General features: G+C 73.6%; 17 protein-coding genes and 1 pseudogene. 10 read left to right on the forward strand and 8 right to left on the reverse strand.

Annotation, left to right across the window (positions count from 1 at the left end; translation table 11 throughout):
- Nucleotides 1-2: 2 nt before the first annotated feature.
- Nucleotides 3-1205 carry an MFS transporter gene (locus ACI1MP_RS32125; protein ID WP_380333543.1) on the forward strand — a complete coding sequence of 401 codons (1203 nt, stop codon included), beginning with the start codon at nucleotides 3-5 and terminating at the stop codon, nucleotides 1203-1205.
- An 11-nt stretch (nucleotides 1206-1216) separates the two neighbouring features.
- Here the strand turns inward: ACI1MP_RS32125 and ACI1MP_RS32130 are convergent, their stop codons facing one another.
- Nucleotides 1217-1498 (reverse strand): hypothetical protein, encoded by a 282-nt coding sequence (locus tag ACI1MP_RS32130; protein WP_404870158.1) that lies wholly within the window; start codon nucleotides 1496-1498, stop codon nucleotides 1217-1219.
- A 112-nt stretch (nucleotides 1499-1610) separates the two neighbouring features.
- Between ACI1MP_RS32130 and ACI1MP_RS32135 the strand changes: the two genes are divergently transcribed.
- The gene (locus tag ACI1MP_RS32135) at nucleotides 1611-2504 is read left to right on the forward strand and encodes a DUF1963 domain-containing protein (RefSeq protein WP_380333542.1); all 894 of its coding nucleotides are present in this window, start codon (nucleotides 1611-1613) and stop codon (nucleotides 2502-2504) included.
- An 18-nt stretch (nucleotides 2505-2522) separates the two neighbouring features.
- Here the strand turns inward: ACI1MP_RS32135 and ACI1MP_RS32140 are convergent, their stop codons facing one another.
- Both ACI1MP_RS32140 and ACI1MP_RS32145 read right to left on the reverse strand, forming a co-directional pair.
- Entirely contained in the window at nucleotides 2523-3422 is a 900-nt protein-coding gene (locus ACI1MP_RS32140; protein WP_404870159.1) for a PaaX family transcriptional regulator C-terminal domain-containing protein, read from the reverse strand.
- A complete protein-coding gene (locus tag ACI1MP_RS32145) occupies nucleotides 3419-4063 on the reverse strand; it encodes a GNAT family N-acetyltransferase (RefSeq protein WP_380333540.1) in 645 nt (214 codons plus the stop codon). The genes ACI1MP_RS32140 and ACI1MP_RS32145 overlap by 4 nt, the downstream gene beginning before the upstream one ends.
- A gap of 95 nt (nucleotides 4064-4158) precedes the next feature.
- Between ACI1MP_RS32145 and ACI1MP_RS32150 the strand changes: the two genes are divergently transcribed.
- Nucleotides 4159-4881, forward strand: coding sequence for a hypothetical protein (locus tag ACI1MP_RS32150; protein ID WP_404870160.1), 723 nt, complete (start codon nucleotides 4159-4161; stop codon nucleotides 4879-4881).
- 76 nt (nucleotides 4882-4957) lie between these two features.
- The gene (locus ACI1MP_RS32155) at nucleotides 4958-5506 is read left to right on the forward strand and encodes a Uma2 family endonuclease (RefSeq protein ID WP_380333538.1); all 549 of its coding nucleotides are present in this window, start codon (nucleotides 4958-4960) and stop codon (nucleotides 5504-5506) included.
- A 28-nt stretch (nucleotides 5507-5534) separates the two neighbouring features.
- Here ACI1MP_RS32155 and ACI1MP_RS32160 read toward each other — a convergent pair whose 3' ends face one another.
- Nucleotides 5535-6551, reverse strand: coding sequence for a DsbA family protein (locus tag ACI1MP_RS32160; protein WP_380333537.1), 1017 nt, complete (start codon nucleotides 6549-6551; stop codon nucleotides 5535-5537).
- A gap of 75 nt (nucleotides 6552-6626) precedes the next feature.
- Between ACI1MP_RS32160 and ACI1MP_RS32165 the strand changes: the two genes are divergently transcribed.
- Together ACI1MP_RS32165 and ACI1MP_RS32170 are read left to right on the forward strand one after the other, a co-directional pair.
- Nucleotides 6627-7184, forward strand: a complete 558-nt coding sequence (locus tag ACI1MP_RS32165; RefSeq protein WP_380333536.1) for a TetR/AcrR family transcriptional regulator — start codon at nucleotides 6627-6629, stop codon at nucleotides 7182-7184.
- A 129-nt stretch (nucleotides 7185-7313) separates the two neighbouring features.
- On the forward strand, nucleotides 7314-8261 hold the full coding sequence (locus ACI1MP_RS32170) for a GNAT family N-acetyltransferase (RefSeq protein ID WP_404870161.1): 948 nt from the start codon (nucleotides 7314-7316) through the stop codon (nucleotides 8259-8261).
- Between the two features lie 66 nt (nucleotides 8262-8327).
- Here the strand turns inward: ACI1MP_RS32170 and ACI1MP_RS32175 are convergent, their stop codons facing one another.
- Nucleotides 8328-9185 carry a lysozyme gene (locus ACI1MP_RS32175; RefSeq protein WP_380333530.1) on the reverse strand — a complete coding sequence of 286 codons (858 nt, stop codon included), beginning with the start codon at nucleotides 9183-9185 and terminating at the stop codon, nucleotides 8328-8330.
- A gap of 322 nt (nucleotides 9186-9507) precedes the next feature.
- Between ACI1MP_RS32175 and ACI1MP_RS32180 the strand changes: the two genes are divergently transcribed.
- Both ACI1MP_RS32180 and ACI1MP_RS32185 read left to right on the forward strand, forming a co-directional pair.
- On the forward strand, nucleotides 9508-10392 hold the full coding sequence (locus ACI1MP_RS32180; protein ID WP_380333529.1) for a metallophosphoesterase family protein: 885 nt from the start codon (nucleotides 9508-9510) through the stop codon (nucleotides 10390-10392).
- Nucleotides 10393-10495: 103 nt separating this feature from the next.
- Nucleotides 10496-11071 carry a GNAT family N-acetyltransferase gene (locus tag ACI1MP_RS32185; protein WP_380333528.1) on the forward strand — a complete coding sequence of 192 codons (576 nt, stop codon included), beginning with the start codon at nucleotides 10496-10498 and terminating at the stop codon, nucleotides 11069-11071.
- A 119-nt stretch (nucleotides 11072-11190) separates the two neighbouring features.
- On the opposite strand, the pseudogene ACI1MP_RS32190 reads toward ACI1MP_RS32185, so the two are convergent.
- Nucleotides 11191-11287 (reverse strand): annotated as a pseudogene (locus ACI1MP_RS32190) (YkvA family protein); the annotation flags it as partial.
- A 441-nt stretch (nucleotides 11288-11728) separates the two neighbouring features.
- On the opposite strand from ACI1MP_RS32190, the gene ACI1MP_RS32195 reads away from it, so the two are divergent.
- A complete protein-coding gene (locus ACI1MP_RS32195; RefSeq protein WP_380333527.1) occupies nucleotides 11729-11989 on the forward strand; it encodes a hypothetical protein in 261 nt (86 codons plus the stop codon).
- 18 nt (nucleotides 11990-12007) lie between these two features.
- On the opposite strand, the gene ACI1MP_RS32200 is transcribed toward ACI1MP_RS32195, so the two are convergent.
- Both ACI1MP_RS32200 and ACI1MP_RS32205 read right to left on the reverse strand, forming a co-directional pair.
- Nucleotides 12008-12586, reverse strand: a complete 579-nt coding sequence (locus tag ACI1MP_RS32200; RefSeq protein ID WP_404870162.1) for an isochorismatase family protein — start codon at nucleotides 12584-12586, stop codon at nucleotides 12008-12010.
- Between the two features lie 131 nt (nucleotides 12587-12717).
- Nucleotides 12718-13209 (reverse strand): glutathione peroxidase, encoded by a 492-nt coding sequence (locus tag ACI1MP_RS32205; protein WP_043908114.1) that lies wholly within the window; start codon nucleotides 13207-13209, stop codon nucleotides 12718-12720.
- 196 nt (nucleotides 13210-13405) lie between these two features.
- On the opposite strand from ACI1MP_RS32205, the gene ACI1MP_RS32210 reads away from it, so the two are divergent.
- Complete coding sequence (locus ACI1MP_RS32210; protein WP_404870163.1) at nucleotides 13406-15739, forward strand: heavy metal translocating P-type ATPase; 2334 nt, start codon at nucleotides 13406-13408, stop codon at nucleotides 15737-15739.
- The last annotated feature ends 20 nt before the right edge of the window (nucleotides 15740-15759 follow it).

Below are 15759 nucleotides of genomic sequence, written 5' to 3' on the forward strand. Positions count from 1 at the left end.
CCATGGTGAACACCACCCGCACCGAGGGCGGGGCCGCGACCGACGCGCCCGTCCGGTTATCGCCCCGCGCCGCGCTGCCCGCCCTGTGCCTCACCCAGATCACCGGCTGGGGCATCCTCTTCTACGCCTTCCCCGTCCTGCTCTCCCGCATCACCCACGCCACCGGGTGGTCCACCCAGGCCACCACCGGCGCATTCTCCGCCGCGCTGCTGACCTCCGCGCTGGTCGGCATCCCCGTCGGGCGGCTGCTGGACCGTCGTGGCCCGCGCGTGGTGATGACCGCGGGCTCCGCGCTCGGTGCCGTCGCCCTGGCGGGCGTCGCACTCGCACCGAATCTGCCGGTCTTCCTCCTCGCCTGGCTCGCCGCCGGCACCGCCATGGCCGCCACCTTCTACCAACCCGCCTTCGCCGCCGTCACCCGCTGGTACGGACCGCGCCGGGTACGGGCGTTGACCACCGTGACGCTGGCCGGCGGCCTCGCCTCCACCGTCTTCGCACCCCTCACCGCCGCACTGGCCGACCACCTCTCCTGGCGCACCACCTACCTGACCCTCGCCCTGCTGCTGGCCGTCGTCACCGTCCCCGCGCACGCCCTCGCGCTGCGCCACCCCTGGCCGCCACCGCCGCGCGACACCGTCTCAACCTCCGTGCAGGTCAGGTCGGTTGAGCGCGACCTCGGCTTCTGGCGACTCGCCGCAGCCTTCACCCTCTCCACCCTGGCCATGCACACCGTGGTGTTCGGCCTCGTCCCGCTGCTCACCGCCCGCGGCGCCGGACCCACCCTCGCCGCCTGGGCGCTCGGCCTCGGCGGCCTCGGCCAGACCCTGGGCCGCACCCTGTACGCGCCGCTCGCCGCCCGCACCCCGGTCCGGGCGCGCACCGCCGTCCTGATCGCCGCAGGCGGCGCCACCACACTCGCCCTGGCCGCAACTCCCGGACCGGCAGCTCTACTTGTCGCACTGGCCGTCCTCGCGGGAACCGTCCGCGGCAACCTGACCCTCCTTCAGGCCACCGCCGTCGCCGACCGCTGGGGCACCGCCGCGTACGGCCGCCTCAGCGCCCTCCTCGCCGCCCCCGCCACGATCGCCGCCGCTCTCGCCCCGTGGGCCGGCGCCGCCCTCGCCGGGCCGCTCGGCGGCTACCCCCAGCTGTACCTCCTCCTGGCCGCGACCTCCGCCCTCGCCGCCCTGCTGGCGCTCGACTGACCGACGAGGCGTCAGCGGCCGCCGCCGCTCAGCCCCAGCTCTGTCGACGCTCGGCCAGGAAGTCGACGGCGTGGGCGAGTTGGGCCGCGAGGAAATCGGCGGTGGCGCCGGGGCCGGTGAAGGTCGGCGAGCCGTGCGGTCCGTGCCGGGTCTGCCGTCAGTGCCTGACCGAGCAGCAGGCGGGTGGACTCCACCTGCTCGTACCGGTCCTGGCTGATCGGGTCCGCTACGCCGGTCAGCAGCGCGGCGAACTCGTCGAGTGCGGTGGCGAGTTCGGCGTCCTTGTCGTTCAAGACTGCTCCTCGGGGGGCGGGGGCTTGAGCGTAGCCGGGGCGGCGGGCGAGGGGCGTCCGCGTCGCGAGTACGCTGCGGACCGGCACGATTCCGGTCGAGGGAGTACGTTCGATGGTCCGCACCAGCCCGCCCCGTCCGCTTGACGTCGAGGCGCTGTTCCCCGAGGTGGCGGCGCTGCGGCGGGACGCCGTGCGGCTGCACCCCCGGCGGGGGGAGCCCGGGCCTGGGGAGAGTTCGCTGGGCGGCCCGGTGCGGTGGCCGCGTGCGGAGCCGTGGCCGTCCTGCTCCGACGAGCACCCGCGCACCGGGTACGCGCCGCCGCGCGGTGCGGGGCCCGTGCCGCTGGTGCCGGTGGTGCAACTGCTCGCCGTCGATGTGCCCGAACTGCCGTTCCCGGACGGCGCGGACGTGTTGCAGGTGCTGTGGTGCCCGTTCGACCACGAGGAGGGCTACGCGCCGCGGCCGCAGGTGTACTGGTGGGACGGCTCGCGCGCCGACCTCGAACCGGCCGACCCGCCCCGGCCGGACGGCGCCCACCACCACTACCTGCCCGACCCGTGCGTCCTGCACCCCGAGCGCGTCACCGAGTACCCCTCCTGGGACCTGCCGGAACACCTCCACGACGCCCTGGAGGAACGGTTCGAGCAGGTCGAGGAGGAGACCGGCTGGTCGTACGAGTACCACCTGTCGGTGGCCGACGGGACCAAGGTCGGCGGCTACCCCGCCTGGAGTCAGGACCCGGACTGGCCCCACTGCCCCCGTTGCGAGCGGCGGATGGACCACCTGCTGTCCGTCGACAGCGCCGAGTTCGACGGCGAGAGCTGGCGCACCTGGCTTGCGGTCGAGGACACCCCGGCCACCGGTACCGTCTGGGAACTGCCTCACGAGGAACGGAAGTCGATACAGCGGGCCGCCGACCTGCTGCTCGGCGACCTGGCCGGCCTGCACCTGTTCACCTGCACGCACTGCCCCGACCGCCCGTACGCCCACCGCGCCGGGGCCTAGACCGGACCGGACCGGAGCTCAGGCCGGACCGGCGGGCCCCGTCCCCTCGGGCACGGCGAACGCGTCGTCGTAGAGCTGGAACAGGCGGGGCGGTGACGCGGGGGCGCCGGGCTCCGGGGGGAGGGCGCTCAGGGCGGCCCAGCAGGCCCGGGCGAGTCGGCGGGCGCGGCGGCCGGGCCAGTGCGGGGGGAGCAGTTCCGGCGGCAGGAGGGGATCGGGGGTCATGGCGTCGCTGAACCCGGCGGCGAGTTCCAAGGCCAGGGTGAGCCGCTCGGCCCCGGAGAGGGCCGTGCCGTCGATGGTCCCGGCGCAGGCCTCCGCAAAGGCCGCGAGACGCTCGTGCCGGGCGGCGATGGCGTCCAACGGCCATATGCGGGCGGCGAGTCGGACTGGCTCGGTGAGGTCTCCGAGGCGCAGGTCGGTGCTGGTGAGGAAGGTGACGGAGTCGAGCGCGTCGAGGCTCCGGGCCCGGGCCTCGACCAGGTCGGCGATCGGGTTGGCCGCGACGTACAGTCCGCCCTGGACGGGCGCCGCGCCCAGGTGCAGGAGGGTCTCGCGCAGCGCGTCGCGGACGGTGCGGCGGGCCTCCGGCACGGCGAAGGCGAACAGGTGCCAGGTGCCGTCCCAGGGGGCGAGCCCGTCGTCCTGCCGGTACGCGTGCCGGATGTGCTCGGCGTCGGGGGCGAGGGCGCCGCTCGTGGCGTCGGACACGGCCCGCAGGACGGCCCTGCGCCCGCGCCCGTCCTGGCGGAACCTCTCCTCGGCGACCAGGCGTCCGACGCACAGTCGGACCTGCTGATCGGTCATGCCGAGGAGCCCGGCGACGGTGTACAGCTCACCGGCGTCGACCGTCCCGTCCGCGCGGACCAGGGCGTGCACGAGCAGCCGGGTGGGGATCTCGGGTCGCGAACGGCTCACGGGTGGGCTCCTCCGCCCGGGCCGTCGGGGACGACGGGCCGGTGCATGGTGGTGACGGCCCCGAATCCCATCAGGTTCCGCAGGAACGGGGTCCGGTGGGTGTGCGCGGCGCGGAAGCCGTGACGCTCGTACAGGGCCCGGGCGCGCGGGTTGGTGTCGATGACGTCGAGCCGGATCCGGGCCCGGGCCTGCTCGGCGGCGACGGCGAAGATCTCGTGCAGCAGCAGGCTGCCGATGCCGGTGCCGCGCTGCGCCGCCGCCACGCAGATGCCGTCCATGACGAGTTCGTCCTCGGCGGCTCTCCGGGTGAGCAGGGCGAGGAGCGCCAGTCGGGGCAGCCCGCCCAGGACGCCGAACGCGGACAGCACGTCACGTGCCGAGCCGCCCGTCAGGCCGCGCCCCGCGAGGTAGTAGCCGGCGACGCCGAGGACACGGCCCGTGCCGTCGAGCGCGACGACGCCCCGGTCGTGCTGCAGGTGGGCGGCGAGGAACGCCCGGCCCCGGTCGGGCGGGCCGAGCGCGGGGCCGAGCTTCCGCCCGAACGCCTCCCAGTAGAGGGCGGCGACCTGCTGCTCGGCCCCTTCGGGGACCCCTCGGCGAAGCTCGGGAATCCGCGCCGCCGGTTCGTTCGGTACGCCCATGGCTCTCCTCCGCCGATCGTTGTCCGCGACACACAGTACGCTCGTTCCGAGAACGGTCGTTTGTCATTTGATAGATTTTGCTCAGGGAGGGGCGCATGACCGAGGCCGACCGAGATGCGGCGATCACGGTTCGACAGAGGACGTCGGACCGCGTGCTGGTGGCGGCCGGATTCCCGGTCCTGGGAGCCGGGGCCGGATTCCTGCTCAAACTCCTGGCCGTCCGGGCGTCCAGCTGGCCCTGGATCCCGTGGCAGGGGCCGGTCGACCTCGTCGCCGAGGCGCCCGAACCGGCGGCCACCGTGGGCAGTCTGCTGCTCGGGACCGTGATCGGCGGCGTCATCGTGTTCCTCGCCGAGCAGGGGTACGTCACTGTCACCGTCGAGCGGGACCGGATCACGACGGACCGCGCCGGCTCCAGCCGGAGCGCACCCCGGACGGCGGTCAGCGGCGTGTTCGCCGACCGCAAGCGCCTGGTGGTGCTCGGCGCGCAGGGCGAGGAACTGATCGCCGAGTACAAGAACGAGGGCGCCGACCTCCCGTCGGTCGCACGACTCGCGGAGGCCTTCCGCGCCCACGGATACCCGTGGCTGCCCGACGGCGACCCCTACCGGGACGCGTACCGCCGCTGGGTCGAGGACATGCCGGGCCTGCCGCCCGCCGGCAACGCGCTCCTCAAGGCGCGGGCCGCGGCGCTGAAGGAGAGCGAGGAGAAGGAGATCGGCGAACTGCGCCGCGAACTGGCGAAACTCGGCGTGGTCGTCCACGACGCGGACGGCCGCCAGTGGTGGCGCGAAACCGGGTCACCCGCCCGCCCGTGACGCGACCCGCCCCCCGCGGCGGGCTCCGGGTGGGGCTGGGGCGCAATATCCTGAGGGCTACAGAGAGGAGCCGTTGATGAGCGTCGACGCGGTCATGCACACCGAGTTCCCTGCTGGGTATGCGGTCTTCTTCGGCAAGGACGGGAAGGTGGTCATGACTCCGCAGAGCGTGGAGCACTCCAGCACCATCAAGGTGATGCAGTACGGCACGATCCTGTCGTTCGGACTGCATGCCAAGGCCTTCTCCGACGTGTACATCGACTTTCCGGCCGACGAAAACTCCGCCCCCGACCTCGTGATCATGCGGGAGGACGCCCAGCGGCATGGCAAGCGTTACGGGTTCGAGGACGTGCTGCTGATCGCCGAGGTGGTGTCGGTCTCCTCGGCGCGCAAGGACTACGACGACTGCACCGCGAAGTACGGCCGCTACAACATCCCGGTCTACGTGGTGGTGGACCCGTACGCCGGGGAGGTCGTCGTCCACACCCGGCCCACCGGCTCCGGCTACATCGCCGCGCACACCCACAAGTACGGCTCGGGCAAGCTGCCGATCGAGTTGGCCGACGGGCGGACGTACACGCTCGACCTGGATGAGCTGCCCCGGCCCGAGCCGGGCGTCGGCTGACGCGGGCGGGTCGACGAGTGGGGGCGGTTCAGGTCGCGTACTCGGGGGTCATCGCCGCCGCCAGGGCGAGGTGCACGGCGGCCTCCTCCGTGCGGCCCTGGCGGGTCAGGGTGCGGCCGAGCAGGAGTCGGGCGTAGGAGTCGTCCGGTGCGTGGGCGACGAGTTCCTCCAACACGGTTGCAGCGCGGCCGAGTTGGGCGGAGGCGAAGTACCCGCGGGCGGCGAGGAGTTGGACGCTGGGCTCGTCGCCGTACTCCGTCAGCAGTGGCTGGAGCAGGGTCAGTGCGCCCAATGGGTCGCGCTTGTCGAGCAGTGCGTCGGCGTACCGGAGGCGCTCGACCTCGGCGGGGAGCCGGCGGTGGGGCTGCCCGGCGGCGTCGCGCAGGAATCGGGTGACGGTCTCCGGGGACTGCGCGCCGGACAGGGCCCGGTCGCCCACGACCAGGGTCGGGGAGGTGGCGACGCCCCGGGCCTTGCCGATCAGCAGCAGTTCCTTGACCTGCTGGTCGGCGGCGCCGTCGGCCAGCAGCGCGGCGGCCTCGGGGAACCCGGCGTCGGCGGCGAGTTGCCCCAGCGTCTCGGCGAGGCTGATGTCGCGACCCTCGGTGAAGTGCGCCTTCATGACGGCTTCGGCCAGGGCGTGCTGCAGTTCGGCGCCGCCGTGCCGGTGGGCGAGGGCGAGCAGCCGGTGCGCGTCGTGGCTGCTGGCGCGCCAGGCGGCGCCCCAGGTCGACCCGAGGCCCTCGGCGGCAGCGATCTCGGCGATCGGGGGCGTCTGCGCCGCGGTGGCGGCGGGCCCGACGGCGCACGCCTGCGCGGCTTCGGCGTCGTCCCGGTCGCCCAGGATGCCGAGGTCGCGCAGCAGTTCGTCCTCCGTCGACCCCTCGTGCGAAGTGGCGGGGACGGGCGCGGTCGGATCGATGCGGAACGGTCGCCAGACCAGCTCGACCGGCTCGCCGTCCCAGTCGGCGAGGGCCTTGTCGAGCCGCCGCTTGCCGATGTACGCCCAGGGACAGACCACATCCGCCCAGATCTCGATTCGCATACCTTCGACAGTAGGCGACATCCGTCGGCTAAACAACACTCGTCGCCTAGCCGACGGCTGTCGTACAGTACTGCCATGAACCTGGACGACCCCCGTGTGCAGCGCACCCGAGCCCGACTCCGGGAAGCGATCCTGGAGCTGGCCGCCGAACAGGACCTGGACGCGATCACCGTCTCCGCGGTGGCCAAGCGCGCCGGGATCAACCGCGCCACGGTCTACCAGCACTACCCGGACGTGGACGCGCTGGTGGTCGACGCGATGGACGACGCGATCGCCGACATCGCCCGCGCGGCCCGCCAGTGCCCGGCCGACGCACCGCCCGGCCGCACCCCCGAGACCCTGGTCGCCCTGTTCGAGCACATCGCCGCCAGGGCCGCCGTCTACCGGTGCGTCCTCGGCGACCAGGGCAGCGCCGGCTTCGCCGGCCGGATGCGCGACCAGGTGACCGCCGCCCTGGCCGCCCGCTTCCGCGAGGGCAACCGCCCCGCCGGATTCGACGACGTCCCGGTCGACCTGCACGCCGCCTACCTGTCCGGCGCACTGCTGGGCGTCGTCACCCACTGGATCACGGGCGAACACCCGGCGCCCGCCGCCGACACGGCGGCGGCGTTCTGGCGGCTGTTCCGCGCCTGACTCCGACCTCGGGCCGACGGCCGTCGTGGTCGGCCCCTGGATTGCGCTCGAAAACCGCTTGGGGCAAGGCCGTTGGGGCGGATAAAAAGGCCGGGTTTGCCGTCGAAGTCGACAGTGGAGGAGGGGGACATGGCATTCCCGGACGGAATGACGGTGCGCCCGGCGGTGGTTGGGGACGCCGAGGCCGTGTGGGTGCTGCTCAATCAGGTGGACGAGATCGAAGTGGGCCGGGCCTTCACCGACTTGGCGGAGGTCGAGGAGGATCTCGGGCACGTCTCGGTGGACCTGGAGCGCGACTCCTGGCTGCTGCACGACGGCGACGGGCGGCTCGTCGGCTACGGCCTCGTCCGTGACCGCTCGGCGGGGGAGCGGATCAACCTCGACCAGTACCTGCTGCCGGGGCACACCGCCGCCGGCCTGCAGCTGTTCGAGCTGATGGAGGCGCGCGCCGCCGAGCTCGCCCGCCGCAACGGCGCCGAGCGGGCCGTGCTGCACCTGATGCTCACGGCTCGACCGACCATCGACACCGAGGCGTTGGCCGGTCGCGGCTGGCAGCGGATGCGCCGCCACCACGTGCTGAACCGCGACGTGGACCCGAAGACCGACCCGTTCCCGGAGGCCCCGGCGGGCCTGCGGCTGCGGGCCTGCGCGAGCGAGGACGACCGGCGTACCGTGCACCGGCTGATCCACGAGACCTTCGCCGACCACTTCGACTTCCAGCCGCGCAGCTACCAGAAGTGGTGCACCGACACCGGCGCGGACAGCGCCGACTGGTCGGTGGTGTGGATCGCCGAACTCGACGGCCACGGCGACGTCGCCGTGCTGCGCACCCGCGACGACCGGTCCGACATGCCCTGGGCCTCGCACATCGGCGTGAGGTCCGAGCTGCGCGGACGGGGTCTCGGCGGCTACCTGCTGCGGTACTTCTTCGCGTTCTACGCCGATCGCGGCCGCACCCGGGTCGGCCTCGGCGTGGACACCGGCAACGCCACCGGCGCGCCCGCGCTGTACCGCAACAACGGCATGGTGCTCGATTTCGCCGTCGACACCTGGGAGTTGATCGTTCCCGCCGCGTGACGGAGGAGCCTGCCCGCGACCGGAGCGGGGCGAAATCCGGCCGCGGACAGGCGATCTGACGAAGAGTCAGCCGTTGGCGAGCGCAACGACGCGGTCCAGGGCGCCGTTGAAGTAGTTCTGGTCGCCGGGCAGGGTGCCGGAGTCGGCGTACTGCCAGATGGTCTGGTACGACCAGCCGGCCGGCAGGGTGCCGACCGAGGAGGCGTACCGGGCGATCCACAGCGGGTTGGTGGCGCCGAAGGAGCTGTTGTTGCCGGTGCAGGTGGTCCACCAGTCGGTGGTGGTGTAGATCACCGGGTAGCGGCCGGTCTTGGTGTGCACGGTGTTGGAGAAGTCCCGGATCCAGCTGACCATGCCGGCCTGGCTCAGGCCGTAGCAGGTCGCGCCGTACGGGTTGTACTCGATGTCGAGCGCGGGCGGCAGGGTCTTGCCGTCCTTGGACCAGCCGCCGCCGTGGGCGACGAAGTACGCGGCCTGGGTGGCGCCGGACGAGGCGTTCGGCAGCGCGAAGTGGTAGGCGCCGCGGATCATCCCGACGTTGTAGGAGCCGTTGTACTGCTGGGCGAACGAGGGGTTGGTGTAGGTGGTGCCCTCGGTGGCCTTGACGTAGGCGAACCGGCCGCCGTTGGCGTAGGCGGTGCTCCAGGCGACGCTGCCCTGCCAGTTGGAGACGTCCATGCCCTTGGTCTGGGTGACGGCCAGAGCGGCGAGCGAGTTCGCGGCGGCAGGAGAGGTGTCCCGGCCCTCGTGGGCGGCGACGGTGGAGCCCGCGTAGTCGAGCTCGGGGTGGAAGTTGGCGGGGGTGCCGGGCTTGGCGGCCTGGGCGGGGGAGGCGGCGGCGATCGCACCGACCAGGAGGGCGGCGGACGCGGCTGCGGTGGCGGCGCGGCGGAACATACGGCTGGTGTTGCCGGATGCAGGCATGACGAGTCCTCAGTGGGGTGAAGGCAGCCGGTTTTCGGCCGCTGCGGAGAACATATAGTCATGGACCCGTCAGTCAACAGAGTGTTGAAACCACACAACGTCCAAAGGTATGTAGAGCGAACAGACATACGTGCGACTGCCGAAAACCTGTGGTTCCACCGGATGTTGACGGTACGACAGAAACCGGTTGTTGCTGGCGTTGTCGACCCCTCGGCGGTAGCGTGTCAACGCGTGTCCCACTGCCGGGATGCGTTGACGGACACGCGCCGGCATCGACGGACACGGGCCGGCGCGCGCCGGTCGACACGGAACTGGGGGAGCGGTGGCGGACGGACGCCTGCTCGCAGTCAGCGACCTCCACGTCGGCGTCGCCGAGAATCGGCCGGTTCTCGACGTGCTGCGACCGACCGGCCCGGACGATTGGCTGATTGTCGCCGGTGACGTCGCCGAACAGGTCGACGTCGTCGAGGACGCCCTGCGCATCCTGGCCGGCCGCTTCGCCAAGGTGATCTGGACCCCGGGCAACCACGAACTGTGGACCACCACCCGCGACCCGGCCCCCATCGACGCGCCCGAGCGCTACCGCCAACTGGTCGAGCGCTGCCGGGCGATCGGCGTCGCCACCCCCGAGGACCCGTACCCCGTCTGGACCGGCCCGGGCGGGCCCTGCGCCATCGCCCCGGTGTTCACGCTCTACGACTACAGCTTCCGGGTGCCCGGCGTGCACACCAAGGCCGAGTCGCTGGAGCGCGCCCGGGAGAACGGCGTGGTCTGCACCGACGAGTACCGGCTCGACCCCGCGCCGTACTCGGGCGTCGACGAGTGGTGCCGGGAGCGCGTCGAGGCCACCGAGAAAGCGCTTTCCGCACACGATCCGGAACTGCCGCTGGTGCTGGTCAGCCACTGGCCGCTGGACCGCCGTCCCACCGACGTCCTGTACTACCCCGACTTCGCCCAGTGGTGCGGCACCGAGCTCACCGCCGACTGGCACCGCCGCTTCAATGTCGCCGCCGTGGTCTACGGTCACCTGCACATCCCGCGCACCACCTGGTACGAGGACGTCCGCTTCGAAGAGGTCTCGCTCGGCTACCCGCGCGAGTGGCGCCGCCGGGGCCACCCGCGCGGACTGCTCCGCCAGATCCTGCCCTACCCCGGCCCGGCCGAGCAGCCCGTCCCCGCGCCCGAACCGCCGGACGCCACCGGCTGACCGGGCGCGTTCCCGCGGGCCCGTCCGGGCGGCGGACGGCCCTCGGGGCGAGGACGGGCACTGTGGCACGATGGCCGTTCGAGCACCCGAAGGAGCGCACCGAATGACCGCCGAGCCGACCGCCTCCCGCACCGCCGACGCGGACCCCGACACCGCCGCCGGGCCGGCCTTCCGCGCCGCGCGGCCGCAGGACGTGCCGCAGGTGGTCGCGCTGGTCGAGTCGGCGTACCGCGGCGACGCCAGCCGGGTCGGCTGGACCACCGAGGCGGACCTGCTGGACGGGCAGCGCACCGACGAGGCAGCCGTGGCCGAACTGCTCGGCAGGGCCGAATCGGTGGTGCTGCTGGCCGAATCCGACGGCCGCCTGCTGGCCTGCTGCCACGTCGAACGGCGGGGCGCCACCGGCTACTTCGGCATGTTCTCGGTCTCCCCGTCCGCCCAGGGCGGCGGCCTCGGCCGACAGGTGCTGGCCCGCGCCGAGGAGTGGGCCAGGGCCGCCTGGGGCGTCGGCGCGATGGAGATGACCGTCATCGAGCAGCGGGCCGACCTGATCGCCTGGTACGAGCGCCGCGGCTACACCCGCACCGGCGTGTACGAGCCGTTCCCGTACGGCGACGAGCGGTTCGGCACCCCGCTCCGGTCCGACCTGCGCTTCGAGAAGCTGGTCAAGTCGCTGTAGCGGCGGGCGGGAGCGGGCTCAGCCGTCGGCGGGCAGTTCGCCGGCGGCGGCGTGGCCGCGGTGCGCCCACTCCAGGTACCGGCCGGACTCCCGGGTCAGGCCCATCAGGAACCACAGCAGCAGGCCGGTGTCGTCGCTCCAGCCGAGCACCGGGATGAAGTCCGGGATCGCGTCGATCGGGCTGACCAGGTACACCGCGACGACGAACGCCAGCAGCAGCAGCTTGCCCGGGCCCACGCCCGGGTAGCGGCGCAGCAGCACGTCCCGCAGCAGACGCGGCAACGCCCCCGCCCGGGCGGCCAACCCGGGCGCGCCGGGCCGCCGGGTCTCCCGGTACAGGCCCCACGCCGAGCGCGTCACCGCCAGGCCGTCCAGCCCGCGCATCCGCGCCGCCGCCGACCCCTTCGACGTCTTGCCCTTGCTCACGAGGACCTCCCGACGAACCCTCCGACCGGCTTCCACGGTACGGGACCGGCCGCCGTCCGCGGCAGGCCGTGGCGGACCGTGGCAGGTCCGTGACGCGCCCGGCGCGGCCGGGGCCGAACGGTGACACCTGTGTGGGCGTGCCCGGCGCGGCCGGGGCCGAACGGTGACACCTGCGGCGGGCATCGGCGGTGCGGGCGTGCGCCGGGCGGGGAGGCGGTCGAAGCTGGCGGCATGACGACCAGCAGCAACATCACCAGCAGCAGCGGGGCAGGCACGGCCGGCGAGCCCCTGGTGCGGGTCGCGGAGTTCCGCACCGACAGCCGCTACCGACTCGTCCACTTCAAGGACGCCGGCTGGAAGCCGCTCGCCCCCGAGGAGTTCGAACCGGAGGTGAGACAGCACTTCCCCGACCTCGACCCGCACGACCCGGTCCGGGTGCGGTGGGACGACCGCCCCTGGGAGTGGCCGGCCTGGCACCCCGGCGAGGCCTGAGCCCCCCTGCGCCGCGTCTCAGCGGGACTTCGCCAGCAGGTCGAGGATCTCCTCGGTGGTGCCGGTCTCGCCGAGCCGCGGGAAGATCCGCTGCACACTGCCCCGGTGCGCCTCCGGGTCCATGTCGGTCATCGCGTCGACCGCCAGCGTCACGTGGTAGCCGTGCTCGAACGCGGCGCGGGCGGTGGACTCCACGCCGATGCTGGTCGCGACGCCCGTCAGCACGATCTGCGTCACCCCGCGCCGGCGCAGCTGCACGTCCAGGTCGGTGCCGTGGAACGCGCCCCAGTTGTGCTTGGTGACCACCAGGTCGGACGGCTCGTGGAGCTCGGGGATCGGGGCGTCCCAGCCCTCGGGGTAGGAGAGGGCAGACCGGGGCTGCTCGGTGCGGCCCGGCACCACGTCCCCGCCGTCGGGCGCGAAGGACACCCGCACCAGCACCACCGGCAGTCGCGCGGCGCGGAACGCCCCGGCGAGGCGGATGTTGCGGTCCAGCACCTCGCGCACCGGGTACGGGCTGCCGGGGAGGCCGAGGAAGGCCTGCTGGAGGTCGACGACCACCAGGGCGGTGGCCGGGTCGAGCGCGGTGACGGACACAGGAGTGCCTTTCGTCGTAACGGGGGCAGCCGGAACGGGCCCGGACTGTCCAGTCTCACTGCGCAGGTTACCTGTACAGTTCGGCCGCCCGAGGGCGGAACCGGACAATCCGCGCCCGTCCGCTCCGGCCGTCAGCCGCGCAGCTGCGCCTCGATCGCGGCCACCAGCTCCGCCGCCTCCGGCTCGGTGCGCGGACCGAACCGCCCGACGACCTCACCGTCCGCGCCGACCAGGAACTTCTCGAAGTTCCAGGTGATGTCCCCGGCCTGGCCCGAGGCGTCCGCCACCTGCGTCAGCCGCTCGTAGATCGGGTGCCGGTCGGGCCCGTTCACGTCGATCTTCTCGAACAGCGGGAACGACACCCCGTACGTGGTCGAGCAGAACTCCTGGATCTCCTCCGCCGACCCCGGCTCCTGCCCCGCGAACTGGTTGCACGGGAACCCGAGCACCGTGAACCCGCGCTCGCCGTACGCCTTCTGCAGCCGCTCCAGGCCCGAGTACTGCGGCGTCAACCCGCACTTCGACGCCACGTTCACCAGCAGCAGCACCTTGCCCCGGTACTCCGCCAGCGACGACGGCTCGCCCGCCAGCGTCCGGATCGGAAGCTCGAACAACGACTCCACCTGCCCCACCTGCCCTCTGTACGCCGGACCCCGGACACCCCGGGACACCGGACGGGAACACCAACCCCCCGAACCTACCCCGCCCGCACCCGGGACCGGGCGACCCCGGCCGCCCGGGACCGACGGCCCTGGCCGGACCGCGCGCGGCGAGGTGCACTGGAGAAGGAAAGCCGCAGGCCGAGCGGAGGAGACACCCATGGCAGCGCACACCGCGCCGAGCGAACAGGGCGGCGCCCGACAACTGCTCAGCGGAGGCGGCATCGAACCCGTCCTGCTCGGCGTCGTCACCCTCGCCACCCTCACCGGCCTGATCGCCTGGGCGGCCGGAGCCCGCGGATTCGCCGACCAGTGCTGGATCGTCGCCACCGCCGCCGCCATCGCCCCCGCCCTGATGTGGGTCGTCCAGGCGCTGCGGCGCGGCCGGGCCGGGGTCGACCTGATCGCGGTCCTCGCCCTGGCCGGCACCCTCGCCACCGGCGAGTACCTGGCCGGCGCGCTGATCGCCCTGATGCTCACCAGCGGCCGCTGGCTCGACGCCGCCGCCGAACGCCGCGCCACCCGCGACCTGCGCGCCCTGCTCCGGCACGCCCCCCGCACCGCCCGTCGCCGCACCGGCGACACCACCGAGACCGTCCCGCTCGCCGACGTCCGGATCGGCGACCGGCTCGTCGTCGGTCCCGGCGAGACCGTCCCCGTCGACGGCCGGATCACCGGCCACCGCGCCGTCCTCGACGAATCCGTGCTCACCGGCGAATCCGCCCAGGTCACCCGCGAGATCGGCGACCCCGCCCGGAGCGGCGCCGTCAACGCCGGCAGCGCGTTCGAGCTGCGCGCCACCGCCACCGAGGAACACAGCACCTACGCCGAGATCGTCCGCCTCACCCAGCAGGCCGGCGCCGAACGCGCCCCCGTCATCCGCCTCGCCGACCGCTACGCCGCCTGGTTCCTGCCCATCGCCCTCGCCGCCGCCGGCCTCGCCTGGCTGCTCACCGGCGACGCGATCCGCGCCGTCGCCGTCCTGGTCGTCGCCACCCCCTGCCCGCTGCTGCTCGCCGCGCCCGTCGCCATCGTCTCCGGCATCTCGCGCGCCGCCCGCAAGGGCGTCGTGGTTCGCGACGGCGCCGCCCTGGAGACCCTCGGCCGGGCCCGCACCGTCTGCCTCGACAAGACCGGCACGCTCACCAGCGGACGCCCCCGCGCCTTCGACATCGCCACCGCCCCCGGCCGCACCCCCGCCGAGGTCCTCGCGCTCGCCGCCGCCGTCGACCAGTACTCGCCGCACGTCCTCGCCGAAGCCATCACCGCCGCCGCGGCCGAACGCGGCCTCACCCTGCCCCCCGTCCACGACGTCACCGAACAGCCCGGCCGCGGCGCCGTCGCCACCCTCGCGGACGGCGCCACCGCCACCGTCGGCCAACGCGGCACCGCCGACCTGCCCGCCTGGGCCCGTGCCGCCGACAACCGCGCCGCGCTCGACGGCGCCGCCGTCGCCTGGGTCGCCGTCGACGACCGGCTCGTCGGCGCCGTCCTGCTCCGCGACCCCGTCCGGCACGACGCCCCGCGCACCGTCCGCCGCCTGCGCGAGGCCGGCGTCACCCGACTCCTCATGATCACCGGCGACCGCCCCGAACCCGCCCGCGAAATCGCCGCCGTGGTCGGCCTCGACGACGTCCGTGCCCAGCAGACACCCGCCGACAAGGTCGCCGCCGTCCGCGCCGAACGCGAACGCGCCGTCACCGTCATGGTCGGCGACGGCGTCAACGACGCCCCGGCCCTCGCCGCCGCCGACGTCGGCGTCGCGATGGGCGCCCGCGGCGCCAGCGCCTCCTCCGAGGCCGCCGACATCGTCCTCACCACCGACCGCGTCGACCGCCTCGCCGACGCCGCCCAGATCGCCACCCGCTCGCGCCGGATCGCCGTCCAGTCCGCACTCGGCGGCATGCTGCTGTCCGCCGCCGCCATGGTCCTCGCCGCCTTCGGGCTCCTCCCGCCCGCCGCCGGCGCCCTGCTCCAACAACTCATCGACGTCGCCGTCATCCTCAACGCGCTGCGCGCCCTGCGGCCCGGCCGCGGCGTCGGGCCCGAGATCGACGCCGACACCGAGGAACTCGTCCGCCGCTTCTCCGCCGAACACGACGACCTGCGGGACGTCCTCGAAGCCGTCCGCGAAGCCGCCGACCGCCTCACCGCAGCCGACTCCACCGACGCCCTCGCTGCCGTCCGCCACGTCGACCACCTGCTCACCACCCGCCTGCTCCCGCACGAGGAAGCCGAGGAGCACGAGCTCTACCCCGCCCTCGCCGACGCCCTCGGCGGCCCCGAGACCACCGCCACCATGAGCCGCGCCCACACCGAGATCCACCGCCTCGCCCACCGCATCACCACCCACCTCGCCCACGCCGAACCCACCGGCGCCCTCGCCCCCGAACAACACGACGACCTGCGCGCCTGCCTCTACGGCCTGCACTCCGTCCTGCAACTGCACTTCGCTCAGGAGGAGGAGAACTACTTCTCCCTGAGCGCCGCCTGACCACCCGTCACCCCCGCGCC

This window comes from Kitasatospora griseola (assembly GCF_044999035.1).
GTDB lineage: Bacteria > Actinomycetota > Actinomycetes > Streptomycetales > Streptomycetaceae > Kitasatospora > Kitasatospora griseola.